We start from the raw sequence: 24,885 nt of genomic DNA, 5'->3' as shown, positions 1-24,885 counted from the left end.
ATGAGCGGTTTGCCCGGGAAAAGCGCGTAGCGTTTTCTCTTGGGAGTTGCGTTAAAATAAGGAGATAGAGCGGTTCGCCATTTCCGCGAAACGCTCCAATCGTTTGGCGGCCCGAAAATCGCGTCAATAAAAACCTCCACCAGGCGGGCCTGGCGGAGGTGGGGATTCCCTGAATACGGATCGAAGCGCTTGATGGCGCCGAAGTCCCGAGGCTTACTGGCTGGCCAGCGGCGCCAGCTTGACCTTGATCACATCGCCGGGCAGCACCAGCGTGTCTTCCTTGGCGGCGATTTCGCTGGTCTTGCCGTCGACATTGCGCACCAGCGAATAGAGCAGGGTAGGCTGCTGGTCGTTGGTGATGGTGGCCGTCGTCGCGGGATCGCTGGCCTGGGCTATCAGGCCTCTCTGCATATTCACCTTCAACGCGGCCTCGTTCAGGTCGGCTTCGGTCTGCTGCCGGTCGGCGGCGAGGCTCGAGCTCAACGTGTTCTGGGCATCGATGGCGTCCTGCGTCGCCTTGCTGATCGCCTGCTTGGCGGTAAGGATGGCCGTCTCGTAGTCGAGGATCTTGCCCTGCAGGTCGGTAACGGACTGCTGCGAATCCAGAAGCCGCGCATTGGCGACCAGGCCCTTCTGCGCCAGCGGACCGATGCTGGCGAGCTGCTGCTGCGCCAGGTCGACCTGCTTCTGCTGGTTGGCGATCTTCTTCTGGAGCGATTCGATTTCGGCCTGCAGGACACCCTTGAGATCGTCGAGCGCCTCAAGCTTCAGCTTCAGCGCCTTCTGGTCGGCGGTCAGGATCGTCATCTCGTCATTGACGATGGTCGGCAGCCTTGGGTCGCCCTCGACCTCCTTCGGCGCTTCGAAGCTCGTCTTGCCGGCCAGATCGGCATCGATGCGGGCGCGCCTGACGAGCAGCCGCACGCGCTGGTCGTCGGAAATATCGAAATTGCCCTTGGCGGTGACCAGGTCCTTGCCGAGCTGGGGACCGTAGTCGGTATTGCGCCTGATGCCGCCGGCGACGCTAAGCGCTTTCAGCACCGTCAGATCGGGCACATAGGGGAATTGGCCGGGATTCTGCACTTCACCCGAAATGTAGAATGGCCGGAATTGCGCCATTTCGACCGAGGCTTCGGGCTTGTCCGACAGGGCGAGCTTGTGCTGCAGCGCCTCGCCGATTGCCGCAGCGACTTCCGCCGTGGTCTTGCCGGCCGCCGGCAACTCGCCGACAAAAGGCACCGACAGCGTTCCGCCCGGGCCGACCGTGTATTCGCCGTTCACCGCCGACCAGTCGCGGAACGTGCCTTCCACGGTCTGCCATTCGGCGATGCGGATGGTGAGCTTGTCCTGCGAGCCGAGATGGTATTCCTCGGCCGCGGCGATCCGGGGAAGAAAAGCGAGCGACGCCGCAAGGCAGCTGGCCACGAGCCGAGAGCGGCCGGAAAAGCGGCCGCTGCTAAAGGCTTCGAACATGTCTGTTTTCAACTGAACGTTCCGATCCGTTTTAGCCCCATCGCCCGATGAGCTTGCCGCCGGATGCCTGGTGCCTGCGGCCGGTCAGTAAGAGCCGCGTGACATCCAGACGGCCGGCACGGTCTTGATGATGATGCGCACGTCGCCGAACAGCGACCAGTTCTCGACATAGTGGCGGTCGAAGGCGACTCGGCTGTCGTACGAGACGTCGTTGCGGCCGCTGACCTGCCACAGGCCGGTCAGGCCGGGCCGGGATTTCAGATAGTACACCGCGGCACTGCCGTAGATTTCCAACTCGTCACGAACCACGGGGCGAGGCCCTACAAGACTCATGTCGCCCTGCAGGATGTTGATGATCTGCGGCAGTTCATCAAGGCTGAGCTTCCGCAACACCGCTCCGACGCGGGTGACACGCGGGTCGTTCTTCAGCTTGCGGGTCGCTATCCACTCCGCATTGGCATCCGGATTGGTGGCAAGATACGCGGTCAGCACCTTGTCGCCGTCCGGGACCATGGTGCGGAATTTCAGGCACGGAAAAATCCGTCCGCCGCGCCCGATTCGACGGTGGCCATAGAAAATCGATCCACCGTCGGAAAACTTGACGAGCAGGGCAATCATCACGAACAGCGGGCTGAGAGCGATCAGACCGACCAGCGAACCGGCGATATCGAAGCAGCGCTTGATGAGGCCGCCGATCGGCGGCGGAAAATCGGTGTCAGCCTGCGAAAAGCCCGCCGTGGCCGACTTGGCAATATCCCTCATGCGGAAACTCCATGCGTTGAACGAATGGTTCACCACACGATATCAAAAAAATGTTGCAGCGCAACACACAATTTCCCGGCCCATTGAAATAGTCACGTCATGAATTGACTAAATAATAAGCTAGCAATGCACATTTTTCGGAATATTTAGCAAATTTGTGACAATAAATGGGCAAATGGAAAAAAATACGGACCTTTTTGGGGCGATTTTTGGGCAGGGCGTACTCGTTCGCCTGGGACGCCACATATTAGTGCTTTAGAAAGGTACGAGCCTCACGACTATTAACATAAAATACTACTTAATATTACGGATTGTACTGAAAAAGGCCGTCGGCTGCATGTTGAGTGAAATGCCGTCGTGTGCGTTGCAGCATGACAGAGTCGATCGCGTAAGCTCAATCAAAAATATGTGCGGTTGCCCTTGCCGCCTCCTGCTCGCCTTAATAGAATTGCAAATTATACCTGTCACAGTGGCGACAGGGTGAAAGGCCGGAAGCAACCGGCCGAGAGCGGGTGATTTAACAAGCCCGCATGACAAGGGACGGCGCTCGGGTGGGGCAATTGTTGGATATGACCCGAGCCGGTTTATGGGCTGTTGGGTAATGTCGCTTCCAAAATTCATCGTTGGGATGCTTTTCGCTCTTGCGATCGTCGTCGCCTGGTCCTGGCTTGGCGGCGCCTCGCTGGGCACGACGCTGCTGCGCCTCATCATCTGCGCGGCGGTTATCCAGGCCGGCTATTTCATCCTCGTCTATGCCATGATCGCCAGGAGCGCGCCGACGCCTGCGGACAGGCTACGCGAAGCCGAAAGAAAGCTGAGCTCGCCCGACGCGCCCGAAGGCGAGAAGCTGGGCAGCGCCCGGCGCAGCCTGCATTAGGGCGTTCAGATATTCAGGTGATGCCGGCCTAGCCTGAATTCTCGACCCCCCGATCCAGCCTCAGGCCACATTGGCGGGTTCGGTTTCCGACTGTTCTCCCGACAGCATCCTGGATAGCCGGCTCGCCGGCTTCGCCTTCAGCCGCTGATACTGTCCGACCTCCACCACACGGCCGTCTTCCATCGCCACCACCCAGTCGGCGAAGGCGATCATCGAAGGCCGGTGCGCTATGGTCAGGATGGTCATTGCGCCGCGCAATCCATCGATCGACCTGGCGATCAGTGCCTGGTTCTGCCAATCGAGCGCGCTGGTCGCCTCGTCGAGGATGAGCAGCGACGGCTTGCGCAGCAGCGCGCGCGCCAGTGCAATGCGCTGGCGCTCGCCACCTGAGAGGCGCGCGCCACGGTCGCCGACCACGGTCTCGAGCCGCTGGCCGAGCTGCTCGACGAATTCGCTAGCATGTGCGGCGCGCAGCGCGGTCCATAGCGCGTCGTCGCTGGCCTGTGGCGCTGCAAGCCGCAGGTTCGCCGCGATCGTGTCATGCAGCAGGAACACGTCCTGGGGCACATAGGCCACCTGATCGCGCCAGCGACGGCGATTGCTGGCGTCGATCTCGACACCGTCGACCAGGATCTTGCCGGTGGTCGGCTCGAGCAGGCCAAGCAGCATGTCGGCGATCGTGCTCTTGCCTGACCCCGAAGGCCCGATCAGGGCGGTGACCTTGCCAGCCGGAAGCCCGAAGGTGATGTCGCTCACCACCGCCTTGCCGGCGCCTTCGTCGTAGCCGAAGGAGACGCCGCGAATGTTCAGCCCGGTATCGAGCGACAGCTTTTCGGCATCGTCGAATTCGGCATGGCCCGGCTCGCGCTCGGCATCGAAGCGTGCCTGCAGGCTGCGCATGGCCATATAGGCGGGCAGGTTGATCAGCACCTGCTGGGCCTGCGTCTGCATGTCCATGAAGCGCGGCGCGATACGCATGAAAACCAGGAGCAGCACGACAATCTCGGCCAGCGACAAGTTGAAGCGGACCAGCGCCACGTAGATGAACAGGCTGAGGCCCACGACACTCGTCACCTGGAATACGGCGGTACCGATCGAGCTGTTGCGCACATAGTCGATGTTGTCGGCCTTCATCCTTTCCAGGGTTGCCTGCAACTGCGCGAAATAACTGGCCTCGACATTCAGGCTCTTGGCCACCTTGATGCCGCCGAGGAATTCCGAGACTGTCCGGTATTGATCCTGGCGGTTGCTGGTCAGGACACGCCCGAAGGCTGTGGCGCGCGAGCGAAACGGCTGCAGCGCTATGAACATCACGATGCCGATGACGATCGCAAACGCCGTCATGACCGGCGAGATGAACATGGAGATCACGAGATAGCCCACCAAAAGCACCGCGATCTGCACCAGCATCAGCAGCGAGAAGGCGGCGCCCTGGACGCGATCGATGTCGCCGGTCAGGGCATGGTCGAGGTCTGAGCTGCGCATGCGCGAGAATACCCCCCATCGCGCCTTGCCGATGCTCTCGAACAGGTTCATGCGCAAGCGGTTGATGAAATCAAACAGAAGCCTGGCCATGTAGACCGACTTGAAGCGGTTGAATGCTGCCTGCACGGCAACGAGCCCGACCAGCGCGCACAGCACCGTCGTCAGTTGCAGCGTTCCGTCCGGAACCAGCCAGCGCACGAAATCATTGTTCGGCAACCGCACCGCGAAATCCTGGTCGGCGCGCCCGACCAGGTGCAGCAGCGGCACAAGCAGCAGGATCGAGATGCCTTCCGTTAGGCTGCCGAGGATGAGGAACAGCAGCGCCGTCCAGGTCCGTCGCCCGCCGATCTGGGCAATGACGGCGCCGAACGCGGCGACATCATGAAACAGCGACAGGCGAAGGATCGAGAACTTCGACATGATTGCCCTCACCGCTGCCGACGGCCAGCCACCGGCTCCCCGGCGGCTAAACTGCCAACCGCAAGGTCGGCTTCGATCAGCTCCACCGCCTCGCCAATCCTGTCGAGGCCGGTCGGAACTTCCAGCCGGAACACGCCGACATGGTTAGCGATTGCTGAACATTGGCGAAAATGCAGCGTCGCGAAATCGCCGGACAGCGCCGCGCGGCCGAACCGCGTCACATAGGAGAATTTGATGATGGCCGGCAGGGCGGCGATACCGGGCAAGGGCGTGATCCCGGCCTTTTGGCCGCGCTCGAGGACATAGATCCTGGTCGCCGGCACCGTGCCTCCGGAGAAGGCGCCGTGCAGGCGATGTTGCATCTTCTCGATCGCCGGATGCACTTGCGGCCGCACCTCCGCCTGGCCAAGCGAAATCGCGGCCGCGGCATCTGCGGCTAGCTTGATCTGGGGAAAGCCCGGAACGATCATCGGCGTGGCCGGGTTGGCCAGGTCCAGCGCCACGACATCATCGGTAAGCAAATCATGTCCGGCTCGGATCAGCGCGCTTGCCGTCGTCGACTTGCCGGCGCCCTTGTCGCCCATGAAGATGGCGCCCCTCCCGGCCGCCGCGATGGCGCTGGCATGCAGGACGAGCAGGCCACGCTGGTGCAGCAACAATGCCATCACCGGCCCGAGCAGCGGGAAGGCCAGCAGCGCGTCGTCGACGCCGGGCGCCGGCTCGATATCGATGCGGCTGAAATCACTGATCAGGAAGGCACCGACGGCATGCCATGCCAGATATTGCCGGTCCGGCTCGAAGCGGAAGATCGTCGCGGTTTCGGGCGAAGGCTTCGGCATGTCGATCATGCCGATGGCGATCAGGATATCCGGCGTCGCCGGTTCCGCCGGCTGCAGTTCTGGCAACGCCACGTCGGATGCGACGGTCAGGCCGTAGGCCCGGTAGTAACGTCGCTCCCTCGTCATCCCGTCATGGGGAGGATGATCACCAAGGCAGGTGGCGAACGGCTGGTCGCGAGGCATCATGCTGGGCTCCCGCTATGCTGGACCTGCCGCAGCCAGAGTGACAGCGAGGCCGAACGCCAGACATACTGGACATCGAGAGGGGTTGCCTGATCGGGCTGGCGCAGCAGCCGGCCATATGCGGCGCTCACCTGCGGCAGGTTGACATAGGGCTCGATGCGACCGGCATCCGAGACCAGCAATTGCTCCAGCAGGTCGCGGTGGTTGCGCACCATGCCATTGACCAGATTGGCGGTGAAATCGATCTTGTCGCGCCGCCACTGGACCGCCGCCGGAAGGACGCCCTCCATCGCCCGGCGCAACACATAGCGGCCAAAGCCGTGGCTGAGTTTCTCCTCGCCCGGCAGCGCCAGGCAGAATTCGACCAGCGGCTTGTCCCAGAAGGGATACCGTGGCTCGACGCCGAAATTGGCGGCCGCCTTGTCGAGCACCTCGAAAGAGTGCGGCACATAGCCGTTCAAGAGAATCCAGCGATGGCTCAAGGCGTCGCTGGCCTGGACGCCCGGCGGCATGTATCCGGCCCGGTGGAAACGGTCGATGATCTCGGTGCGCCTGGCCAGGTCCGGATTGATCAGGTCGCGCCAGCTGCGGCCGCGCTGTATCCGAGTGGGTTTGCGTATCCGGTTCAGCGCCCAGTTCGCCAGCTGTCTCAGCCTGGCGATCCGCCATGCCGGCCCATAGAGGGTCAGGAACTGGAAATAGAGGGCGAGCGTGCTGTCGCCATAGGTGTTGGAGGCGCTGCGGACCTCACGCCAAAGGTCCAGCCACCTGCCGCCATTGGCAAGCTCGTGCAGATGGCCATGGCCCTGTGAAACGACCTCGTCGCCGCCATGGCCGTCGAGCAGCACCTTGACGCCCTTGGCGCCCGCGGTCCTGTAGATGCCGCGGGTCAGCGTCAGGCCCGGCGCAAGGAAGGTGCCTTCCTGCTCCTCCAGCACCCGTTCGAACTCGGCGAAGGGTGCATAATTGCCGACAGGGATCAGCGTCGGATCGGTTTTTTGCTGGTCAAGCACGGCATCGATGAACGCCCGCTCATCCATCGATGAGCCCTTTTCGAAAATCAGCGAGAAGGTCGGCAGCTTGGGTTTCCGCTCGGCGGCGTTCTGCAGGCCGGCGACACAGGCGATCGAGGAGGAGTCGAGGCCGCCACTCAGCATCGCGCCGATCGACTGACTGCCGCGCATCCGGTTGCGCACCGATTGAGCGAACAGATGGCTAAATTCCTCCGCCGCATCCGATCGCAGCGGCCGCGTCGATGGCTCGATCTGCCAGTATCGGCGCAGCACCACCTGTTGGGCGGTGACGGTGAGGCTGTGACGCGCCGGCAGGCTGAAGATATCGCCGTAGGGCGTGGATTGCGGGTCGTCGGGAAGTCCGGCCAGGAATCCCGAAATGCGGTGCTCGCTGATGCGCGCATCGACCCCGTCGAGGCCAAGGATCGGCCCGATCTCGGAGGCAAAGGCAAAACGCCGGTCCGCGGCGTGGTAGTAGAATGGCTTGACCCCGAAATGGTCGCGCACGCAAAACAACAGCTGCCGCTCGGCATCCCAGATGGCAAAGGCGAAATCGCCCTGCAGGTGGACGGGGCAGGATTCGCCCCAGCGCAGATAGGCCCGCATCAGCAACACTGCGTCAGCGACCGATCTGTCGCGGACACCCAGCCTCGCCATCAGCTCGTCGCGATTGTCCAGCCGGCAATCGGCGGTGATGGCGAGCTTGCCGCCGGCCATGGTGAGCGGGCCGGGGCCGGCCTCATCCGTGGTGTTGAGCCAGGCGTGGCCAAGCGCGATGCCGCTGTCCAGCCACCACGAATTTCCGTCGGGACCACGGTGGCGCATGCGTGCCAGCATCTGCTGGATGTCGGTCGCCGCGTCCGCCGGCGCAGATCCCCGAACCGCGATCGCGTGTCCCTGTCGCAACAGGATTCCGGCCACGCCGCTCATTTGCTGCCGTGGTCGACCAGATGCGCGAAGCCGTCGACGGAGCCTCCAAGCACGACATGGTTGTCGCTGACCAGCCAGGCATGCGCCTTCAATTGCTCGCCCGTGCCGCGTTCGATGCCGATACGGATGTTGGAGGCATTGCCCTGGCGTGCCAGAATGTATTGACCCGAAAGTGCCTGGGTAAGGCAAGTGGCACGTGGCACGAACCGTGCAGCCGCGGCGACGCCCCAGGCGACGAGCCGCAGCTCGCCCATGCTGGCGCACTGGCGCGCGTTGAGCTGGGTCACCATGCCACGAACACGGTTGTAGGAGAACAATGTCAGCCCCAGCCGGACGGCCGCGACCACCAGCAGGCAGTGGCAGAGGAAAAGGGCTTCAGAGCCGCTCAGCGACAGAACCCTGGCCAAACTTCGCCGACCGGGCCGGCGGGTTGTTGGCCTGGGTCTTTGTTCCATCACAGGTCTTTGCCGCGGGATCATGACCTTTTGCGGAGCCTGCCTAGACGAGTGCCTCATGCTGCAGCCTCGCAAGTCCGTTTTCGGCCAGGCCTTGCAGCAATGCGTCAACGTCGGCCTTGCAGCGCTCGGCGTCGACATTGTAGCGCGCAAGCACGGCGCCGCGGATATCGGCGATCGATTTCGGCTCCTGGATCAGCTCCCAGATGAAAGCGCCGACGCCGTTGAGACTGTAATAGATATTGGATTTGAGATTGAGAAGCGCGAGGCCCTCACCAAATTCGCAAGCCACGGCATCCCCGGTGGCACTTACGCAATCGTGCTCGGATGGGTTCCAGTTCATGCCAAAACCTCGTTGCAACGGTCTACGCGTCGTCAGTTCAAAAGGGAAAGTCGGGGATTTTCATCCCCGGCTCCATTTATGGTCGTGGATCCCGGAGGCCCAACGTCACTCCTCCGGAACCAGGTTAGTCTCAGGAGAACGTCAGGTCGCCGATTGGGGTGTGCGCGGGAAACGACGCGTCGATTGCCGTGCTGCCACCACCGCCCTGGGTGATGGTCTCAATGGAACCATGTACCGTCAGGCTTGGCGTTTCGTACTCGTGCTTTTCAACATTCTGTTCCATTTTACTCTCCAATGAGGACTGGAAACGGCCTGTCGAGTGCCGTCAGCACTTTCATGCTGCGGTGCAATAGCTGCATGGCAGCATTTATGAGTCAAGCCTGATTTACCTCTGGTTAATCAATTGCGGGTTGCGGGCGTTACCATGCGTGTGCGGGTTGCTCAAAATTCCGCCTCTTTTGGATTGAAGCATCAAGGGATGCCTTCGGCGAGGGTGATTCTTTAAACGATTGATTTTACTTGCATAAAAAGTTGGTAATGCTGATGATTTTTTAGGCGCGCCTAAAAAAGATGGATTCTTGTTAGCCGACCCATGGTGATGATCGGCCGAAACGCCTCGACGTCGGTTGCAATTCCAATCGTATATTTCGCGGTCTCGGGAGGCTTGGCAACCGCTCTGGTTGCAAAATTTCGCACTGCGAAAGGAAAGACTTTACGCCGCCGAGGTTTTTGAGGATGCTTTGCTTCGCACCTGCAGCATACGCGTCGCGCAAACCGCGTTTTGGAGACCATGCGCTCAATGGCCTTGCCGGAAAGTTCCTATGAACGACTGCGCGCCGCCGACTGCGCCGACGAGATTGCCTATGTGCAGGCCTGCCTGCGGCTGTATTTCTCGGGCGCGGCGGCCTCGGCCGCCGATCTGTCGCGGCCGGGCCTTTCCGATGCTGCCGTCGCCGACATCGCCAGGCTCAACAAAGTCGCCACCTTCGTTCTGAAGGCGCTGTTGCGCGCGCCGGCGGGCGACAGGCCGGCTGAGCTTTTCCGATGGCTCGATACCTATCGCCGGCAGACGGTCTCGATGAACGCCGCCTGCCTCATGGATTCGATGGCAATCCATCAGGCGCTGCGCGACAGGCAGATCGATTTCGTCTTTCTGAAAGGCCCGTTTCAGCAGCATCTGCTCTACGACGACCATTTCATGAAGCCTTCGGGCGATGTCGATATCCTGGTTTCGCCTGCAGGTTTCTCGACGGCGCGCGACGCGCTGCGTTCGATCGGCTACGAGGTATCAGGCAAGTCGCGCTCGGTCTGGTGGGTTCGCTTCCTTGGCGAACAGCACATGATTCGCGGAAGCGGGCCGAAATCCTCCACGGTCGACCTTCACTATCGGCTCCAGCAGCCCGGCTCGCCCAGCCCACGCGATGCCGACGGGTTCCTGCGACGCAAACGGCTGGTCGAGATCACCGGCACTGGAGTGCCGTTCACGTCGGTCGCCGACACGCTGATGCTGTCCTGCATCAGTGTCGCCAAGGCCCTGTTCAACCGCGAGCCCTGCGCTGGCTATGTCTGCGACATCAGGGCCAGCGCCAACCGTCTCGACGAGGCCGATCAGCGCCGTGTTCTCGATGCGGCGATGAGCCAGGGGCTGGACGATACGCTGCTGCTCGGCCTGCGTGCCGCCGACGTGCTGCTGGGCGGCACCGATACGCTTTTGTCGGAGCGGGCCAAGCCGATCCTTTCGCGCATCGGCAATGAGGATCTGCTCAACATGGTCATCGCGCCATGGCTGTCGTCACTGCGATGGCCGCAGCGGCGAACCGTGTTGTGGGAATTGTGCGGCCGGGCTCCCGTCCGCTATCTGGCAGAAGCCGGCTGGGCGGCATCGGCGGACATCAGCCGCCGTATCTTCGAACGGCCGGCCAGTCCGTGATGGCGATGGGCATCGAATACGTACAGGGCGAGGGCAGATCGAAACCTGTGCAAGAGGCAAAACCCATGTCGATGACGAAATCCGAGGTCTGCGTGATCATCGCGGCCAAAAACGCGGCACGTACGATCGCGGTAGCCATCGCATCCGCGTTGCGCGAACCGGAAGTGACGGAGGTCGTCGTCGTCGACGACGGCTCCACCGACAACACCGCCGAGGTCGCCCGCTCCGCCGACGACGGTAGCGGCCGGCTTGCGGTGATGCGTCTCGACGTCAATCGCGGCCCGTCCTTCGCCCGCAATGCCGCGATAGCCGGCTCGAAGGCGCCGTTCATCAGCATTCTGGATGCCGACGACTTCTTCCTCGAAGGCCGGTTCCGCAACCTGTTTGCCGGCGCCGATTGGGATTTCGCGGCCGACAACATCATGTTGATCAGGGATGACGCGACAGGCGACGCGACGAAAATCGTTGCCCCGGATTTTGCCGCCGAGCCGGAATTCCTCGACTTGGAGCGCTTCGTCGAAGGCAACATCTCCAGGCGCCGCGTGCAAAGAGGCGAGCTTGGCTTCCTGAAGCCCGTGATCAGGCGCGCCTTCCTCGATCGGCACCGATTGCGCTACGATGAGAGCCTGCGGTTGGGCGAGGATTACGAACTCTACGCCCGCGCGGTCGCCCACGGGGCGCGGTTCAAGGTCATCCGCTCCTGCGGCTACGGCGCCATCGTGCGCGCCGATTCGCTCAGCGGCCGCCACAAGACGCAGGACCTGAAGCGATTGGCCGACGCGGATCTGGCGCTGTTGGCGATCGACAGCTTGCCGGAAGGTTCCAAAGCAGTGCTGCGGCGGCACGAGCGGCACGTGCGCGACAAATACCGGCTGCGCAACTTCCTTGACGTGAAGGCCGAGCGCGGGCTGGCTTCGGCCGCGGCCTATGCCTTCGCCAGTCAATCCAACCTGGTCCCCATCGTCCAGGGCGTGGCGTCCGACAAGCTCGAGGCGCTGTTTCGTCGCGTTGGCCTTGCCTCCGGGCAAAGGCATGTGCCGCCGTTGCGTTTCCTGATGGCCGGGACCAGTGCGGGCAAGGAACGGTAAGCCGCTGGGAATGCTCGCTTTGCCCCCGCCGGCAGCACGTCACCGCGCAAACCATTTCCACCGGATTTATGAGTTTACGAATTGGGTGGTTGCCTCACGGCTCCGACGATGGCAGTCTATGTTGCGGTGCAGCAAATTAAACGACTAGCCGAACTGGCCCCCGATCGGATTGGTCTGAAGTCTCTCCCGTCAGTGGAGTCGGACAATGCGGTACGAGTTTTTCAGCCCCGGTTGCGGGGATTGGCCAGTAGCCCGGCACGCAAGCCGGCGATGACAGGAATTTAAGCCATGGCCTCGATATTCGGCTTCAGATCAAGGGATCCTGCCCGCGACCGGCAGGCCGACGTCTCGCGCCTCGACCGGCTGGCGAAGCTCTTCGAGCAGATTGCAGCCGAGATCGAAGCCGAGAGAACCGGCCTGGAGAGCCGTTACCGCAAGACAGCCACCAACGCGGCCTTTCTTGTCGAAGCCATGGAAAACGGCTCTGCCTCGCGCAGACGCTCATCCGAAGTCACCGCGCTGACGGAGTCGATCCTGAATTGCGAGCGTCGCATCGCGGCATTGTCGCGCCAGAACGGCATGATGAAGGAACTCCGTCATTCGCTGCATACGGTCTTCGACGAGGGTGGGACGTCCGATTCGGCCGCCGCGGTCGATTTCGCCAGGCCCGCTGGCACCGGCCGAGCGTGACCGTGAAGGCGCGGGGCTGCCGCAAGGATGCGATGCAAGACTGGAGAGGGATTTCGGGAGGGTCAAGGAGGAGGTCAAGGTTGGCCCGTTTGGAAGCGGTTCAAACGTCGACTTTGGGTTGGGGACACACAGCACAAAGGTGAGTTTGGTATGAATTCGGGTTCGAAATCCACATCCACGACTGCAATTGATGCATCGCCCATCGCGCACCGGGCCCGGCGGACCGGGCTGTGGCTGCTGGGTCTGGCCGGGGCGCTGCTGTTGGCCGCTCTCGCCGGTTTCCCGGCAGTTCCCGCCTATGCACAGAATATCGAGACGGCCCCCTCTTTCGTCGACGATTTCACCAGTTTCAATCGTGAACGCTGGTACGTTTCCGACGGCTGGACGAACGGCAGTCACCAGAATTGCACCTGGTCGAAGGGGCAGATCAGCCTGTCCGACAGTGTATTGTCACTAGGGTTCGAGAAGCAGAAGACGAAGGATCGCGAGTTCGCCTGCGGCGAGATCCAGACCAAGCAGCGCTTCGGCTACGGCACTTATGAGGCGCGGATGAAGACCGACACCGGTCCCGGCCTGAACGCGGCTTTCTTTTCCTATATCGGCCCGTCCGACAAGCAGCCTTGGGACGAGATCGACTTCGAGATCCTGACCAAGGACACATCCAAGGTGCAGGTCAACGCCTATATCGACGGCAAGGGCAAGAACGAGAAGCTGGTCGAGGTGCCGGGCGGCACCGACAAGGCCTTCAACGACTACGCCTTCGTTTGGGAGAAGGATAGTTTGCGCTGGTACGTCAACGGCCAGCTGGTGAACACCATCACCGATCCGGCGAAGCTGCCCAGCCATGCGCAGAAGATTTTCTTCAGCTTTTGGGGCAGCGACACGATGAAAGGCTGGATGGGCGCGTTCGCGGATCCGGGCCGCAAGCTTTCGTTGCAGATCGAACGCGTCGCCTTCACCGCGCTCGGCGAACCCTGTCAATTTCCTGAATCGCTCGCATGCACTATAAAATAGTTGGGAACGTCGAATTGAACCGGCCGGACCGAAAGTGGTTCGCGACCCTGGACAGGAACGAAATCGAATGAACTTGACGGTGTTTGGAATTGGCTATGTCGGCCTCGTGCAGGCGGCGGTGCTTGCCGAGGTCGGCCACCAGGTTGTTTGCGTCGACATCGACGCGAACAAGGTGGAACGGCTCAACCAGGGCTTCGTCCCGATCTTCGAGCCGGGCCTCGAAAGCCTCGTCAGGGAGAATCACGCCGCCGGCCGCATCAAATTCACCACCGATGCCGCCGCCGCGGTCAGGCATGGGGAAATCCAGATGATCGCGGTCGGCACGCCGCCCGGCGAGGACGGTTCGGCCGATCTGAAATATGTGCTGGCGGTCGCCGAGACCATCGGTCGCGAGATGGACAACGCCAAGATCATCGTCGGCAAGTCGACCGTGCCGGTCGGCACCTGCGAAAAGGTAAAGGCCAGGATCGCCGAAACGCTGAAGACAAGAGGGCGAGAGGACCTGAGCTTCGACGTCGCCTCCAATCCCGAATTCCTCAAGGAAGGCTCGGCCGTTTCCGACTGCATGAAGCCCGACCGCATCATCGTCGGCACGTCCAGCGAGGACACCGAGGCGGTGATGCGCGAGCTCTACGCGCCCTTCAACCGCAACCACGAAAAGATGATCGTGATGGACGTGCGCAGCGCCGAATTCACGAAATACGCCGCCAACTGCATGCTGGCGACCAAGATCAGCTTCATGAACGAGATGGCCAATCTGGCCGAGCAACTCGGCGCCGATATCGAGGAGGTGCGCAAGGGCATCGGCAGCGACCCGCGCATCGGCTATCACTTCATCTATCCGGGCCTCGGCTATGGCGGCTCGTGCTTCCCCAAGGACGTCCGCGCCCTGATCAAGACCGCCGAAGGCGTCAAATTCGACGCCAAGCTGCTGCGTGCCGTCGAGGAACGCAACAACGACCAGAAATCCGTCCTGTTCGACAAGGTCAACCGCTACTTCAAGGGCAATCTTGCGGGCAAGACCTTCGCGCTGTGGGGCCTGGCCTTCAAACCCAACACCGACGACATGCGCGAGGCGCCGGCGCGCGTCCTGATGGAGGCGCTTTGGAAGGCCGGCGCGACCGTGCAGGCCTATGATCCCGAGGCGATGCAGGAATGCCAGGCCATCTACGGGCTGCGCGACGACCTGATGCTGTGCGGCACCAAGGAAGCGGCACTGCGCGGTGCCGACGCACTGCTCATCGCCACCGAATGGAAGAGCTTCCGCGCGCCGTCCTTCGACGCGCTCAAGGACGCGCTGAGCACACCGGTCATCTTCGATGGGCGCAACCTCTATGATCCCAAGGTCGTGGCGCGCCATGGCATCGAATATCACTCGATCGGCAGAATGGCGGCATGAGGCTGGAGTGGTGAGACTGGTCTCGGACATGAAGAACGGTCGCGAGGCCCCGATGGGTGTGTATTTCTGTGCGGAGTTGTAGCTGATGGTGCTGGATGTAAAGCCCGAGCAAATCACCAGGGATCATTTCGATCTTGTCGCGATCGGTTCCGGCTTCGGTTCGGCCTTCTTCCTGCACGAGTTCGCCAAGCGGCGTAAGGCGCGCATCCTGGTGCTGGAGTGGGGCCGACACAATACGCATGAATGGCAGCTCGACCAGAACGCCAACACCGACATCGACGACGAGACGACCTACAAGACCAATTCCGACAAGCCGTGGAATTATACGATCGGGCTGGGCGGCGGGACCAACTGCTGGTTCGCGCAGACGCCACGGTTCCATCCCAATGATTTCAGGCTGAAAAGCACCTACGGCATCGGCAATGACTGGCCGATCAGCTATGACGATGTCGAGCCGTTCTACTGCGATGCCGAAGAGATCATGTCGATCTCGGGCGACCCTGACATGGCGGCGATGCTGCCGCGTTCAAAACCGTTTCCGCAACCGCCGCATCGCATGTCGACGCCGGACAAGATGATGAAGGCGGCCCAACCCGACCAGCACTTCGTCATGCCGACCGCCCGTGCCCGGGTCCCGACCTCGCAACGCACCTCGTGCTGTGCCAATCTGCGCTGCTGGCTGTGCCCGGTCGACGCGAAATTCACCGCCAACAACGGCCTGATGCACGTCTTCGAGCATCCCGACGTTTCGGTCTGCCTCGGTGCGGAAGTGCGGCGGCTCGACCATGTCGGCGGTACGGTCCGTTCGGTCACCTTCGTCCATGACGGCAAGCAATATCAGGTCAGCGGCGACCTCTTCATTCTCGGCGCCAATGCCATCCAGAGCGCCGCGATCATGCTGCGCTCCGGCCTGGGCGATGAATTCGTCGGGCGCGGCCTGCACGAGTCCTATGGCTGGAATTTCGAGGTCTATCTCGACGGCGTCGACAATTTCGACGGCAGCACAATTACCACCGGGCTGAATTTCGGCCTCTATGACGGCCCGCACCGGTCCGAGCACGCGGCGGCCCTGGTCTATTTCGAGAACCGCTGGCAGCACGGGATGCGCGCCGAGAAGGGGCGTCTGCGCCAGACGCTGCCGCTGGTCGTGGTCACGGAGAACCTGCTCGATGAGGAGAACTTCGTCACCCTCGACGAGGACGACAATGCCTTTGTCTCCTTCAAGGCGCCGTCGGACTACGCGGTGAAGGGCATGGCCCGGGCGCTGGATAAATTGCCCGGGCTGCTCGCCCCGCTGCCGGTCGAAAGACTTTTCGATCGCGGCATCCGGCCAACCGAATCGCATGTGCAGGGAACGCTCAGGATGGGCACCGGCCCGGCCGATTCGGTCATCGACAGCGACATGATCCATCACCGGTTGAGAAACCTGATTGTCGTCGGCACCAGCACCTACCCGAGCTGCTCCTGCGCCAACCCGAGCCTGACCGCGGCGGCGTTGTCGCTGCGGGCGGCGAGCCGGATCGCGTGAGAGGAGCGGGCCGATGATTGAAGTCACACGGCGCTCGGTACTGGCCATCCTGGCGGGTGGAGTTGCCTCGACGGGCGCTGCCTACGCGGCCGTCTCCTCGTTTTCGGACGAGGATCTGGTTCGGGTCACGCTGGAAAAATATCTTGGCAGGCTGAACATGCGCATCGAGCATCTGCAGCAGTTCGTGCTGGAGTTCCGTAACCGGAATCCCTGGATATTCCCAAGCGAGAAGCTGGGCGATGCCGTTACCTTGCTTGAAAAGACGAAGCTCGGCCAGGCGCGTGGGTTGCTGCCGCAGCGCAAGCGGCGCGATCTCAGGCATTTCGATCGCTGGCTCGTTGCCGAATTCCATATGCTGACGGACTACGCCGGGCGCAGTTCGCCCGACGATCCGATCCGCTTCACCGGATGGCACTCATGCACAAACCCGTTCGCGACGCTTGATCCGCCTCCGAGCGCATGAGGCGCCTTCGACGAGGCTGTTAACCGGCCGCATCGAATGAAACGCGAAAAGACAGGAGTCACGACCATGAAAGTTCTTTTTGCAGGCGGCAACGGCTACCCGCCGGAATTCAGCGGCGGCGTCCAGTCGAGCACGCATCATCTGGCCGAACAACTGATCGAGCATGGGCATGAGGCCGCGGTGCTTGCCGCCCTGTTCGGCGACGGCGTCTTCGGCCTCAAGGCGCGCGCCAAGATGAAGCTTTTGCGCCAGCCCGCGGTCGTCGACAGTTTCCCCGGCTACCCGGTGATCCGGGCGTGGTTCCCCTGGGAGGCGGCGGGCTTTGCCGTCAACCGCGCGAAGCCGGATGTGGCGGTGGTCCAGTGCCACAAGTCGGTTCCGCTCGGCAAGGCGCTGCAGGCCGAGGGCGTGCCGCTAGTCGTCTATCTCAGAAATGTCGAGTTTCATGAACTGGCCGGCGACCTGCGCGATTTGCGCTCCGCCCTCTACATCGCCAATTCCGAATTCACCGCGCGCACCTACAGCAGGGAGTTCGGCATCGAGGCGACAGTGATCCCGCCGACCATCAACCCGACGCAGTACAGCACGCCGACCACGGGCCAGTTTGTCACGCTGATCAATCCCTATCAGGAAAAGGGTTTCGAGTTGGCGGTGCGCATCGCCGGTGCCTGCCCCGAGATCCCGTTCCTGTTCGTTGAAAGCTGGAAGCTGGAGGAGGACCATCGCGCGCGCATCGAAGAGACGATCGCACCGCTTGGCAATGTCACGCTGGAAAGCCGCACCAACGACATGAAGACGGTCTATGGCCGCACCAGGATCCTGCTTGCGCCCAGCAAATGGGAAGAAGCCTGGGGACGCGTCGCGTCGGAGGCCCATTGCAGCGGAATCCCCGTCGTCGGCTCGCGGCGCGGCGGCCTGCCCGAAGCGATCGGCCCGGGCGGCGCGGTGCTGGATTACGACGCTCCGCTCACCGACTGGGTCGCGGCCGTCAGGCGGTTGTGGAACGACAACAAGGAATATGATCGCGTCTCGGGCCTCGCGCGCGGTTTCGCGGCGCGCCCGGAACTCGACCCGGACCGCCAGTTCGTCACCTTCTTCTCCATTCTGGACAGGGCGGTGCGGCAGCGCGCCCGCCAGGCGGCGTAGCCATGGCGGGCGCGCTGCTCGATGACAGCTGTCACGGTGTTGATCAGGCCGGGCGCTTGACCCGGCTTTTCAGCGTCTCGTAGCCGCGGGCGCCAAGCAGGGCGCGGGCGAGGGCCTTGGCGGCGCCCTTGCGGCCCTCCTGCGAGTTGATCTGCCGCAGCCTCGCTGGCAGGTTGCGCGCTGCCTGGCCGAGCGCCGGCAGCGACAGCGCGTCGGGAACGCTGACCATGTGCGTTTCGACGCAAAGCACTGGCTTGCCCGACAGTTCGGTGATCTTCAACGCCTGCGCATGCTCGCTTTCGATGAACAGGATGGCGTCGGATTTGCGGTAGAAATCAGCCTTGAAACTGCCATGCGCGCCAAGCCGCTGGCGCTCCGCCTTGCTCGGCAGGTCGAGCATGATCAGTTGGTCGTACTGGATACCGTTCCTTGCGAGCCATGCCTCGGTCAGCGCGCGGTATTTCTCGAGCCGGCTGGTGACCAGCCAGCCGATCCTGTGGGTCGGGGCATGAAGAGGGCGCGCTTCGCTGAGGAATTTTTCATAGGCGGGGCCGTCGTCGTTTTCCGCTTCGGTCGGGTCGAGGCACAGCACCCCGTCTATGTCGACGCAGCATTGCGCCAGGAATTTGTGATGCATGAAATTCCACTGGAACATGCGCGGATGAGGCACGACCTCGAAGACGACGTCGGTTTCGGGATGCCGGGGTTGCAGGCCGAACACGGCGGCAAAGGTGAAGTCCGCTTCTATACCGGCAGCCTGGATGCGGACGCGGGCGTCGCGCATGGCATTGCCGCCCGCCACACTGTCGTCGATCACCAGCACCTTGCGCATCTCGGAGACCTTGCGGTCGAGTGCGGCGCGGCGCTTGGTGATGCCTGACGTGTAGACACGGCCTTCCAGGAAGCTATCCAGGTCGGTCATCGGAATGTTTGCGGCAAGGCTCACCAGCGTCGCCGCCAGCACGCCGCTTCTGGGAACGCCGACCACGAGGTCGATGTCGCGCGGCAGCCGGTGAAGGTTGCTGACGATGGCGTCGTTCATGTCGGAGATCGATCGGTAGTGCATGGATCGGACCTGATGCTCGTGTGGATGTTGGGTAGCCGGCAAAGGCGTCGAAATTATTGCGCCTCGCGCGGCGTTGCCGCTGGCTGCCTTGCCGGCAGCATTTTCAGGGCCTCGCGCAAGGCCTCGCGGCCGGATGCGAAGGCGAGCGCGACGACGATGGTGATGAGGTAGGCAAGAATGGCGCCGCTGGCCAAGGCGATGACATGTTGCTGCGGCAGCATCGGCTTGATCAGCCAGACCGCCGCCAGCGCCAGATGCGCGCCGAGCACGAACGGGGTCGCGGCGCGCAGCACATGGCTGGCCCGCAGCGGTCCGCTCTTGCCGACATAGAGCCACAGGAACGGCGTGCGCAGATATTCGCTGACCGCATAGGCGATGGCCACGCCGAGCGCGCCATAGGGCAGGCCGATCGCGAAAGCGAGCACCGACGTCACCGCCGTGATGATGCCCCAGCGCATGAAGTCACCGGAGCGGCCCTGGCTGACGAAAAGCCAGCCCGCCGGGTTGTTGAGCGGCTGCAGCAGCCCGGCAAAGCCGAGCGCCAGGAAGATCGAAGCGCTTGCGCGCCATTGCTCGCCGAGCACGAAGGGGATCAGCACATCCGACATGGCGGTAGCGAAGGCGACGCCGGGCAAGGCCACCAAAAGGATCAGCGGCATGACGCGCAGATAGGCGCTGCGATAGCGGTCCGGTTCGTCCTTCAGCCTGGACAGCGCCGGCACCATGACCTTCGACAGCGGATTGGTGATCTGGCTGAGCGGGAACAGAAGCAGCTTGTAGGCGCGGTCGTAAAGGCCGAGTTGCTGCTCGCCCCAGTATTTACCGATCAGCACATTGTCGAGGTTGCGGGCGAAGAAATTGGCGAAGTTGAAGCCGGTGATGCCGGCGCCGAAATTGATCAGTTCGCCGATGCCAGCGACCTTGCGCGGCATGCCGGGCCGCCACCGCGAGCTTGCCCAGTAACACAGCGTCGGCAGCACCGCGCCGGTCAGCGTGCCGGCGAACAGCGCCCAGTAGGAACGGTCGATGAAGGTCCAGGCGATCGATACCACCAGCCCGGCGATGGCGCTGGCGACATCGATGATCGCCAGGCGCCCGAACTGCATGCGCCGGGTCAAAAGCGCCAGATGCTGGGCGCCGAGCCCATAGGCCATGATCTGCAGGCCGAACGCGGCCACCAGCCCGGCCACGCGCGGCTCGCTGTAGAAGGCCGCGACCAGCGGTGCCGCGCCCGCGAGCACGCAGGCCAGGATCGCGCTGACCGCGACGTTGATCCAGAAGAGGTAGTTCACCTCCTCATGCCGGATGCCCGATTTCTGGATCGTTGCCTGGGTCAGGCCGAAATCCTGGAACAGCGCGATGAATGCCAGAACCGGCGCGCACATCGCCACGACGCCGAAATCCTGCGGTGACAGCAGCCGCGACAGCACGATGACGGATATGATCTGTGTCGCGACCCGCACCGATTGCGACAGGGCGGTCACCACCGCGCCGCGCCCGACCGATTTGCGCAACGAGCCTTCTGGCGGGTCGAATGGATTGGCTTCCAAATTCAGGATTCCTGATCTTTGCGCGGATTCCGGAAATCCGAAATCCACAACCGCCACCCACCCCAAACTACGGCAATAATTTTGCAGTGCAACAGAAAACGTGGATTTTTGCTACACTGCACCAAAAATGCTGCAATGCAGCATATCCGGATCGGCTCCTGCGCCCTTCCTCGAGGCTATCCACGACAGCATCTCGTGCAAGAAGTTACCTCATGGCTAAATGTCGGTCCGCCTGTATCCGTGAACGGTCATGACCAGTCTTTCCGACGGAGCCATCGGCTCCCATTTGCCGGCCCAGCGCGGGTCCATGATGGCACCTGCTGCTACCCAAAGGTCGAAATACGGCTGCATGGGCTTGTTCGGAAAGGCGCCGCCGGTGGTGTCGGCCGGCGTGACGACCGCGGCTTCCTGGCCATCGATGGAAAAGATAACTCGTTTCCCGGCCTCATATTGCAGGCCGAGACGATATCGTTTGCCCGAAAGGTCGCCAACCCGAATCCATTTTACCCAGACTGCCTTGTGCTGGTTATCGACGTTCGCCCAGACGGTGAGTTGTAACCCCCTGGTGCCTACGATCTCGAAATCGACCTCCTCATGGGCCTTGTCGTTAAAGATCCAGAGTGGCGCCGCGATCAGCCCTGGTTTCATCGTCGGCAGCGTTACGTCCACCTCCCATTTCGCCGATGCGGATGCGGAATTGCTGCCCGAGATCACCTCCGCCGAGGCTTTCTCGCTGACGGTAAGCTGAAGTGCGCCATCGACGATTTTGACGTTGGCGGCCTTCCAGTCATAGCCTCCGAGCTTGGGCTCGCTCCACTGCGACGGTGCGAAGGGATTGGAGTATTTCCAAAGCTGGAGTTTCACATCGGCCCAGTCGGGAAGTTTGTCGAGGACGACGTCCCCGCTTCCCGCCACGACGCTCTCGGCCAGTGCCTGGCTGGCGACCGATTGGACCGCCGTGGAGGCGGCCAGAAGCGCCAGGAGTTTTCTGCGTGTGTAATTCATCGGTAGCCTCCATTGGCCGCCTTGCCCTTGTCGGCGGCGACGTACTCGATGCGGCCTTGGCGCCGTGGCGCTGGGCATGCGCCATCCCGAAGAGTCTTGCACCCCGGTGAGGCGGTTTTTTGCCACGCCGCATCAAAATGTTGCGATGCAACAAAAAGTTTCCTTGCGGGTGTGGGCGCGATCCGGGCAGCGAGAACAGGCGGAGTGGTCCCTCTCGATCGGTGGGCCAACGCCCAGGCAAAAAGAGCCTCTGTTGCAATGCTCGCAGTGGTGCTCAGGCCGCGGAGGCTGTCGGAATGCGGTGAACTTGCCCCATTGCAACCTGCGGGTCAGGGGCCAACGGCAATGACACGGGCTCAAGGGGTTCAAGCGGCAGGGACTGGGGAGACGAAACGTCGAGGGCGGGATCGATTTGTGCCGGCTGGCGGGCCTTTTCCGCTGCGACACGATCGTAGAGCGCATCAAAGAACGCGCCGGCTGGCTCTGCCGCGAACATGACCTCCGCGGTCCTGCGGGCTTCGCGTCGCAGCGGCGCCATCAAGGCCGGTTGCCCGATATACGGCTTCAGCCGTTCGATGGCCAAGCTGGCGAGCCGTTCGACCTCATCGCGGAAATATCGTGCGTATTTCGCCTCCCCGCGCGCGTCGTATCCCGGGCTGGACCAGTCGCCGGTATCGTCGAGCTCCACAGGCAATGAGATCCCGTTGACGCCATCCTCCAGGAATTCCGGCAAGGCGCAGACCTTCGTTCCAAGAACCGGCGTGTGCTCGGACATCGATTCCAGCGCCGAGTAACCGAAAGTGTCTCCAAAGGTGGCGAGGACGCCGAAATGCGAGTTGCGCAGCAATTGTCGTACCTCCTGGTTTGGCAACACACCGTGATGCCGGACGTTCGGCAGTTCGAGCAGCTTGATGTAGGGGTCGAAGAAGCCCGGGCTCGTCGGATCCGTCCATATATGGCCGCCAACCTGCAGACTGGACACGATGTTCACTCGAATGGGCAGATCTTGCTCGGCTGCCTTTTCCGCGATCTTGACCGCCACGCATCCGCCCTTGCGGCCAAAGTGGGCGCCGATAAATGTCAGCACCAACTCCTCGGCAACGTCTTGCGCCATCGCGTCTTTCGTTGCCGGCACCACGATGTTCGGGTGGCGGACCAGCAGTTTTTTCGTCAGCAGGTCCAGTTCTGGATGGTCGGAGTGCTGGGCAAGCAGACTTCTGCGGGCAAAATGCGACAAGGCGATGATGCGGCGGCAACTGGGGTTGGTGATCCGCGACATCAGGTAGCGCGCCACCAGCCCACGTTTGCGAAGAGCGAATTGCCGGGGCAAATGGGATTCGAACGACATGATGTATTTGGAGGAATTGACCGGTATCCGGTTGAACGCATGCACCATGTCGACAGACAGGGCTGGTTCGATCAGCGTCACGCCTTCCAGCTTCGACGAGACCAGGTTCAGCGGCAGAAATCGCTGTCGCAAGATCGTATGCCTGGATGTTCGCGGTGTAACGAAGCTGGTCGGATACTTGTCGTCATAGACGGCAATACGAAGAGCCTTGCTCATACAGCACCACCCGTATCGACACAGTGGCATCAGGGGGTATTCGCAGGCTATTCCAAAGCTGCAGCAGCGCTGCAATCATATACCGCGCTGCAACACAATGCAGGCGCGGATCCCCCTAGCCAACTTCCAAAACCCAACTTCCCTGGCAAGAATTCAACATCATTTTTTGTTGCACTGCAATACATTATTTAGGAATTGATTAACCACCATCTCTGTCGCTGGGGCTTCGCGACTCGTCCGGTGAGATCGCCTTGTTGCCGCAAGATGGGTGAAACTGCCCGAAATTGCTTGCGCAGCGGGCCATATTGCTTTTGCGCGGCGCAACTGCGGGGTCATTCTCAAGAGTTTGTGGACCGCAGGCGATATGTTTGTGCGGCGCGGTAGAGGTGACTAATTTTGCTACACTGCACCAAAAATGTTGCGATGCAGCAAGAGCTGTACTAGGCTCCCCCTGGGTGGGTCAAACAGCGGTCGAGTTTTCATGCTGCATGTCTTGTACCTGGTGCACGATGTCTCCGATCCGGCGGTTCGCCGGCGGATCACAATGCTCAGGACAGGTGGCGCCCAGGTCACCCTGGCGGGCTTCCGCCGCACCGCCACCCCAATTGCCGATATCGAAGGATTGCTGCCGATCGACCTTGGCGCGACGCGCGACGGCCGATTCGCCCAACGCCTTGCGGCGGTGGCAAAAGCGACGGTTTCGCTTCGGGCGAAGCTGAGCGGCACGCCGCGGCCCGATCTCATCATAGCGCGCAATCTGGAAATGCTGGCGCTTGCCCGTCGCGCCGGGTCGGCCTTCGGCGCAAAGGTGCCGATTGTCTATGAATGCCTCGATATCCACCGTCTGGTGCTCCGCGACGATGTCCTCGGCAAGGCGTTGCGCGCCACCGAACGCCATCTGGCGCGCGACGTGAAGCTCCTGGTGACCAGTTCGCCCGCCTTCATCGCCAACTATTTCAAACCTTTCCGACAGGTCGCCGCCCCCGTCGAACTGGTCGAGAACAAGTATTTCGAAGCGGCGGCGATCCTGCCGGGCACAGGCGAGGCGGTGGAGGGGCCTGTCGCTCCGCCATGGCGGATCGGCTGGTTCGGGGCGCTGCGCTGTCGCCGCTCGCTCAGGCTGCTGGCCGATTTCACGCGCCGCATGGATGGACGTTTCGAGGTCGTGCTGCGCGGCCGCCCGGCGCTCTCGGAATTCCCGGATTTCCATGACTTCGTCGATGCCGAGCCTTATCTGTCGTTTCGCGGACCCTACCGCAACCCTGAGGACATGGCGGCGATCTACCAGGACGTCCATTTCGCCTGGGCGATCGATTTCTTCGAAGAGGGCCAGAATTCGGAATGGCTGCTGCCCAACCGCCTCTATGAGGGCTGTCGCTTCGGGGCGGTGCCGATCTCGATGGGCCATACGGAAACGGGACGGTTCCTCAGCCAGCAGGATATCGGCATTCTCCTGCCCCAGCCGACTTTCCAGGCGCTCGAGGCCGCGCTTGGCAAGATGGAAGAGCACCGCTTCGGCAGGCTGAAGGCGCGCGTGCTTGCCCATAATCCCAGGACGTGGAGCTACGATCGCAGCGACTGCAGGGCGCTGGTCGAAAAATTGCGCCGCCTGACCACCGTGCGCGAGCCCCTCGCGGCCGAAGCCATGGCATAGAATGGACA

Annotated in this window: 22 protein-coding genes; 10 read left to right on the top strand and 12 right to left on the bottom strand. The window is 62.2% G+C overall.

All coding sequences use genetic code 11. From position 1 onward, the window contains the following. Nucleotides 1-213: 213 nt before the first annotated feature. Complete coding sequence (locus EB231_RS01260; RefSeq protein ID WP_172347250.1) at nt 214-1,473, bottom strand: polysaccharide biosynthesis/export family protein; 1,260 nt, start codon at nt 1,471-1,473, stop codon at nt 214-216. 84 nt (nt 1,474-1,557) lie between these two features. Continuing rightward, nucleotides 1,558-2,235 (bottom strand): sugar transferase, encoded by a 678-nt coding sequence (locus tag EB231_RS01255; protein WP_172347249.1) that lies wholly within the window; start codon nt 2,233-2,235, stop codon nt 1,558-1,560. 601 nt (nt 2,236-2,836) lie between these two features. Between EB231_RS01255 and EB231_RS01250 the strand changes: the two genes are divergently transcribed. Beyond that, nucleotides 2,837-3,112, top strand: coding sequence for an exopolysaccharide production repressor exox (locus EB231_RS01250; protein ID WP_172347248.1), 276 nt, complete (start codon nt 2,837-2,839; stop codon nt 3,110-3,112). 60 nt (nt 3,113-3,172) lie between these two features. On the opposite strand, the gene EB231_RS01245 is transcribed toward EB231_RS01250, so the two are convergent. The 6 genes from EB231_RS01245 to EB231_RS01220 all read right to left on the bottom strand — a co-directional run bounded on the left by EB231_RS01245 (nt 3,173) and on the right by EB231_RS01220 (nt 9,063). Then, nucleotides 3,173-5,017, bottom strand: coding sequence for an ABC transporter ATP-binding protein (locus EB231_RS01245; protein ID WP_172347247.1), 1,845 nt, complete (start codon nt 5,015-5,017; stop codon nt 3,173-3,175). Nucleotides 5,018-5,025: 8 nt separating this feature from the next. After that, entirely contained in the window at nt 5,026-6,042 is a 1,017-nt protein-coding gene (locus tag EB231_RS01240) for a serine kinase (RefSeq protein WP_172347246.1), read from the bottom strand. Then, nucleotides 6,039-7,982, bottom strand: coding sequence for a lasso peptide isopeptide bond-forming cyclase (locus EB231_RS01235; RefSeq protein WP_172347245.1), 1,944 nt, complete (start codon nt 7,980-7,982; stop codon nt 6,039-6,041). Before EB231_RS01235 ends, EB231_RS01240 begins: the two co-directional genes overlap by 4 nt. Beyond that, a complete protein-coding gene (locus EB231_RS01230; RefSeq protein WP_246740851.1) occupies nt 7,979-8,389 on the bottom strand; it encodes a lasso peptide biosynthesis B2 protein in 411 nt (136 codons plus the stop codon). The genes EB231_RS01235 and EB231_RS01230 overlap by 4 nt, the downstream gene beginning before the upstream one ends. Nucleotides 8,390-8,480: 91 nt before the next feature. Further along, a complete protein-coding gene (locus EB231_RS01225) occupies nt 8,481-8,780 on the bottom strand; it encodes a PqqD family protein (RefSeq protein ID WP_172347243.1) in 300 nt (99 codons plus the stop codon). A 130-nt stretch (nt 8,781-8,910) separates the two neighbouring features. Then, nucleotides 8,911-9,063 carry a lasso peptide gene (locus EB231_RS01220; RefSeq protein WP_010913078.1) on the bottom strand — a complete coding sequence of 51 codons (153 nt, stop codon included), beginning with the start codon at nt 9,061-9,063 and terminating at the stop codon, nt 8,911-8,913. 516 nt (nt 9,064-9,579) lie between these two features. Between EB231_RS01220 and EB231_RS01215 the strand changes: the two genes are divergently transcribed. The 8 genes from EB231_RS01215 (at nt 9,580) to EB231_RS01180 (ending at nt 18,038) form a co-directional block, all read left to right on the top strand. Beyond that, complete coding sequence (locus EB231_RS01215) at nt 9,580-10,710, top strand: nucleotidyltransferase family protein (RefSeq protein WP_172347242.1); 1,131 nt, start codon at nt 9,580-9,582, stop codon at nt 10,708-10,710. A gap of 65 nt (nt 10,711-10,775) precedes the next feature. Continuing rightward, on the top strand, nt 10,776-11,798 hold the full coding sequence (locus EB231_RS01210; RefSeq protein WP_172347241.1) for a glycosyltransferase family 2 protein: 1,023 nt from the start codon (nt 10,776-10,778) through the stop codon (nt 11,796-11,798). A gap of 288 nt (nt 11,799-12,086) precedes the next feature. Next, the gene (locus EB231_RS01205; protein ID WP_172347240.1) at nt 12,087-12,488 is read left to right on the top strand and encodes a hypothetical protein; all 402 of its coding nucleotides are present in this window, start codon (nt 12,087-12,089) and stop codon (nt 12,486-12,488) included. Between the two features lie 150 nt (nt 12,489-12,638). Next, entirely contained in the window at nt 12,639-13,502 is an 864-nt protein-coding gene (locus EB231_RS01200) for a family 16 glycosylhydrolase (protein WP_172352773.1), read from the top strand. 67 nt (nt 13,503-13,569) lie between these two features. After that, nucleotides 13,570-14,901, top strand: a complete 1,332-nt coding sequence (locus EB231_RS01195) for a UDP-glucose dehydrogenase family protein (protein ID WP_172347239.1) — start codon at nt 13,570-13,572, stop codon at nt 14,899-14,901. An 85-nt stretch (nt 14,902-14,986) separates the two neighbouring features. Further along, a complete protein-coding gene (locus tag EB231_RS01190; protein WP_172347238.1) occupies nt 14,987-16,429 on the top strand; it encodes a GMC oxidoreductase in 1,443 nt (480 codons plus the stop codon). 13 nt (nt 16,430-16,442) lie between these two features. Further along, entirely contained in the window at nt 16,443-16,892 is a 450-nt protein-coding gene (locus EB231_RS01185) for a hypothetical protein (protein WP_172347237.1), read from the top strand. A 66-nt stretch (nt 16,893-16,958) separates the two neighbouring features. After that, on the top strand, nt 16,959-18,038 hold the full coding sequence (locus tag EB231_RS01180) for a glycosyltransferase (RefSeq protein WP_172347236.1): 1,080 nt from the start codon (nt 16,959-16,961) through the stop codon (nt 18,036-18,038). Between the two features lie 43 nt (nt 18,039-18,081). On the opposite strand, the gene EB231_RS01175 is transcribed toward EB231_RS01180, so the two are convergent. The 4 genes from EB231_RS01175 to EB231_RS01160 all read right to left on the bottom strand — a co-directional run bounded on the left by EB231_RS01175 (nt 18,082) and on the right by EB231_RS01160 (nt 23,223). Next, nucleotides 18,082-19,104, bottom strand: coding sequence for a phosphoribosyltransferase family protein (locus EB231_RS01175; protein WP_172347235.1), 1,023 nt, complete (start codon nt 19,102-19,104; stop codon nt 18,082-18,084). A gap of 53 nt (nt 19,105-19,157) precedes the next feature. Then, nucleotides 19,158-20,654: a lipopolysaccharide biosynthesis protein gene (locus EB231_RS01170; protein ID WP_172347234.1), complete on the bottom strand. Its 1,497-nt coding sequence runs from the start codon at nt 20,652-20,654 to the stop codon at nt 19,158-19,160. A 216-nt stretch (nt 20,655-20,870) separates the two neighbouring features. Beyond that, entirely contained in the window at nt 20,871-21,659 is a 789-nt protein-coding gene (locus EB231_RS01165; RefSeq protein ID WP_172347233.1) for a family 16 glycosylhydrolase, read from the bottom strand. Nucleotides 21,660-21,933: 274 nt separating this feature from the next. Next, entirely contained in the window at nt 21,934-23,223 is a 1,290-nt protein-coding gene (locus tag EB231_RS01160) for a glycosyltransferase family 4 protein (RefSeq protein WP_172347232.1), read from the bottom strand. Nucleotides 23,224-23,704: 481 nt separating this feature from the next. Between EB231_RS01160 and EB231_RS01155 the strand changes: the two genes are divergently transcribed. Beyond that, nucleotides 23,705-24,877 (top strand): glycosyl transferase family 1, encoded by a 1,173-nt coding sequence (locus tag EB231_RS01155; RefSeq protein ID WP_172347231.1) that lies wholly within the window; start codon nt 23,705-23,707, stop codon nt 24,875-24,877. Nucleotides 24,878-24,885 lie beyond the last annotated feature (8 nt).

Origin of the sequence: Mesorhizobium sp. NZP2298, from assembly GCF_013170825.1 — a bacterium.
Lineage (GTDB): Bacteria > Pseudomonadota > Alphaproteobacteria > Rhizobiales > Rhizobiaceae > Mesorhizobium.
This window is presented reverse-complemented; position numbering and strand designations above follow the sequence as displayed.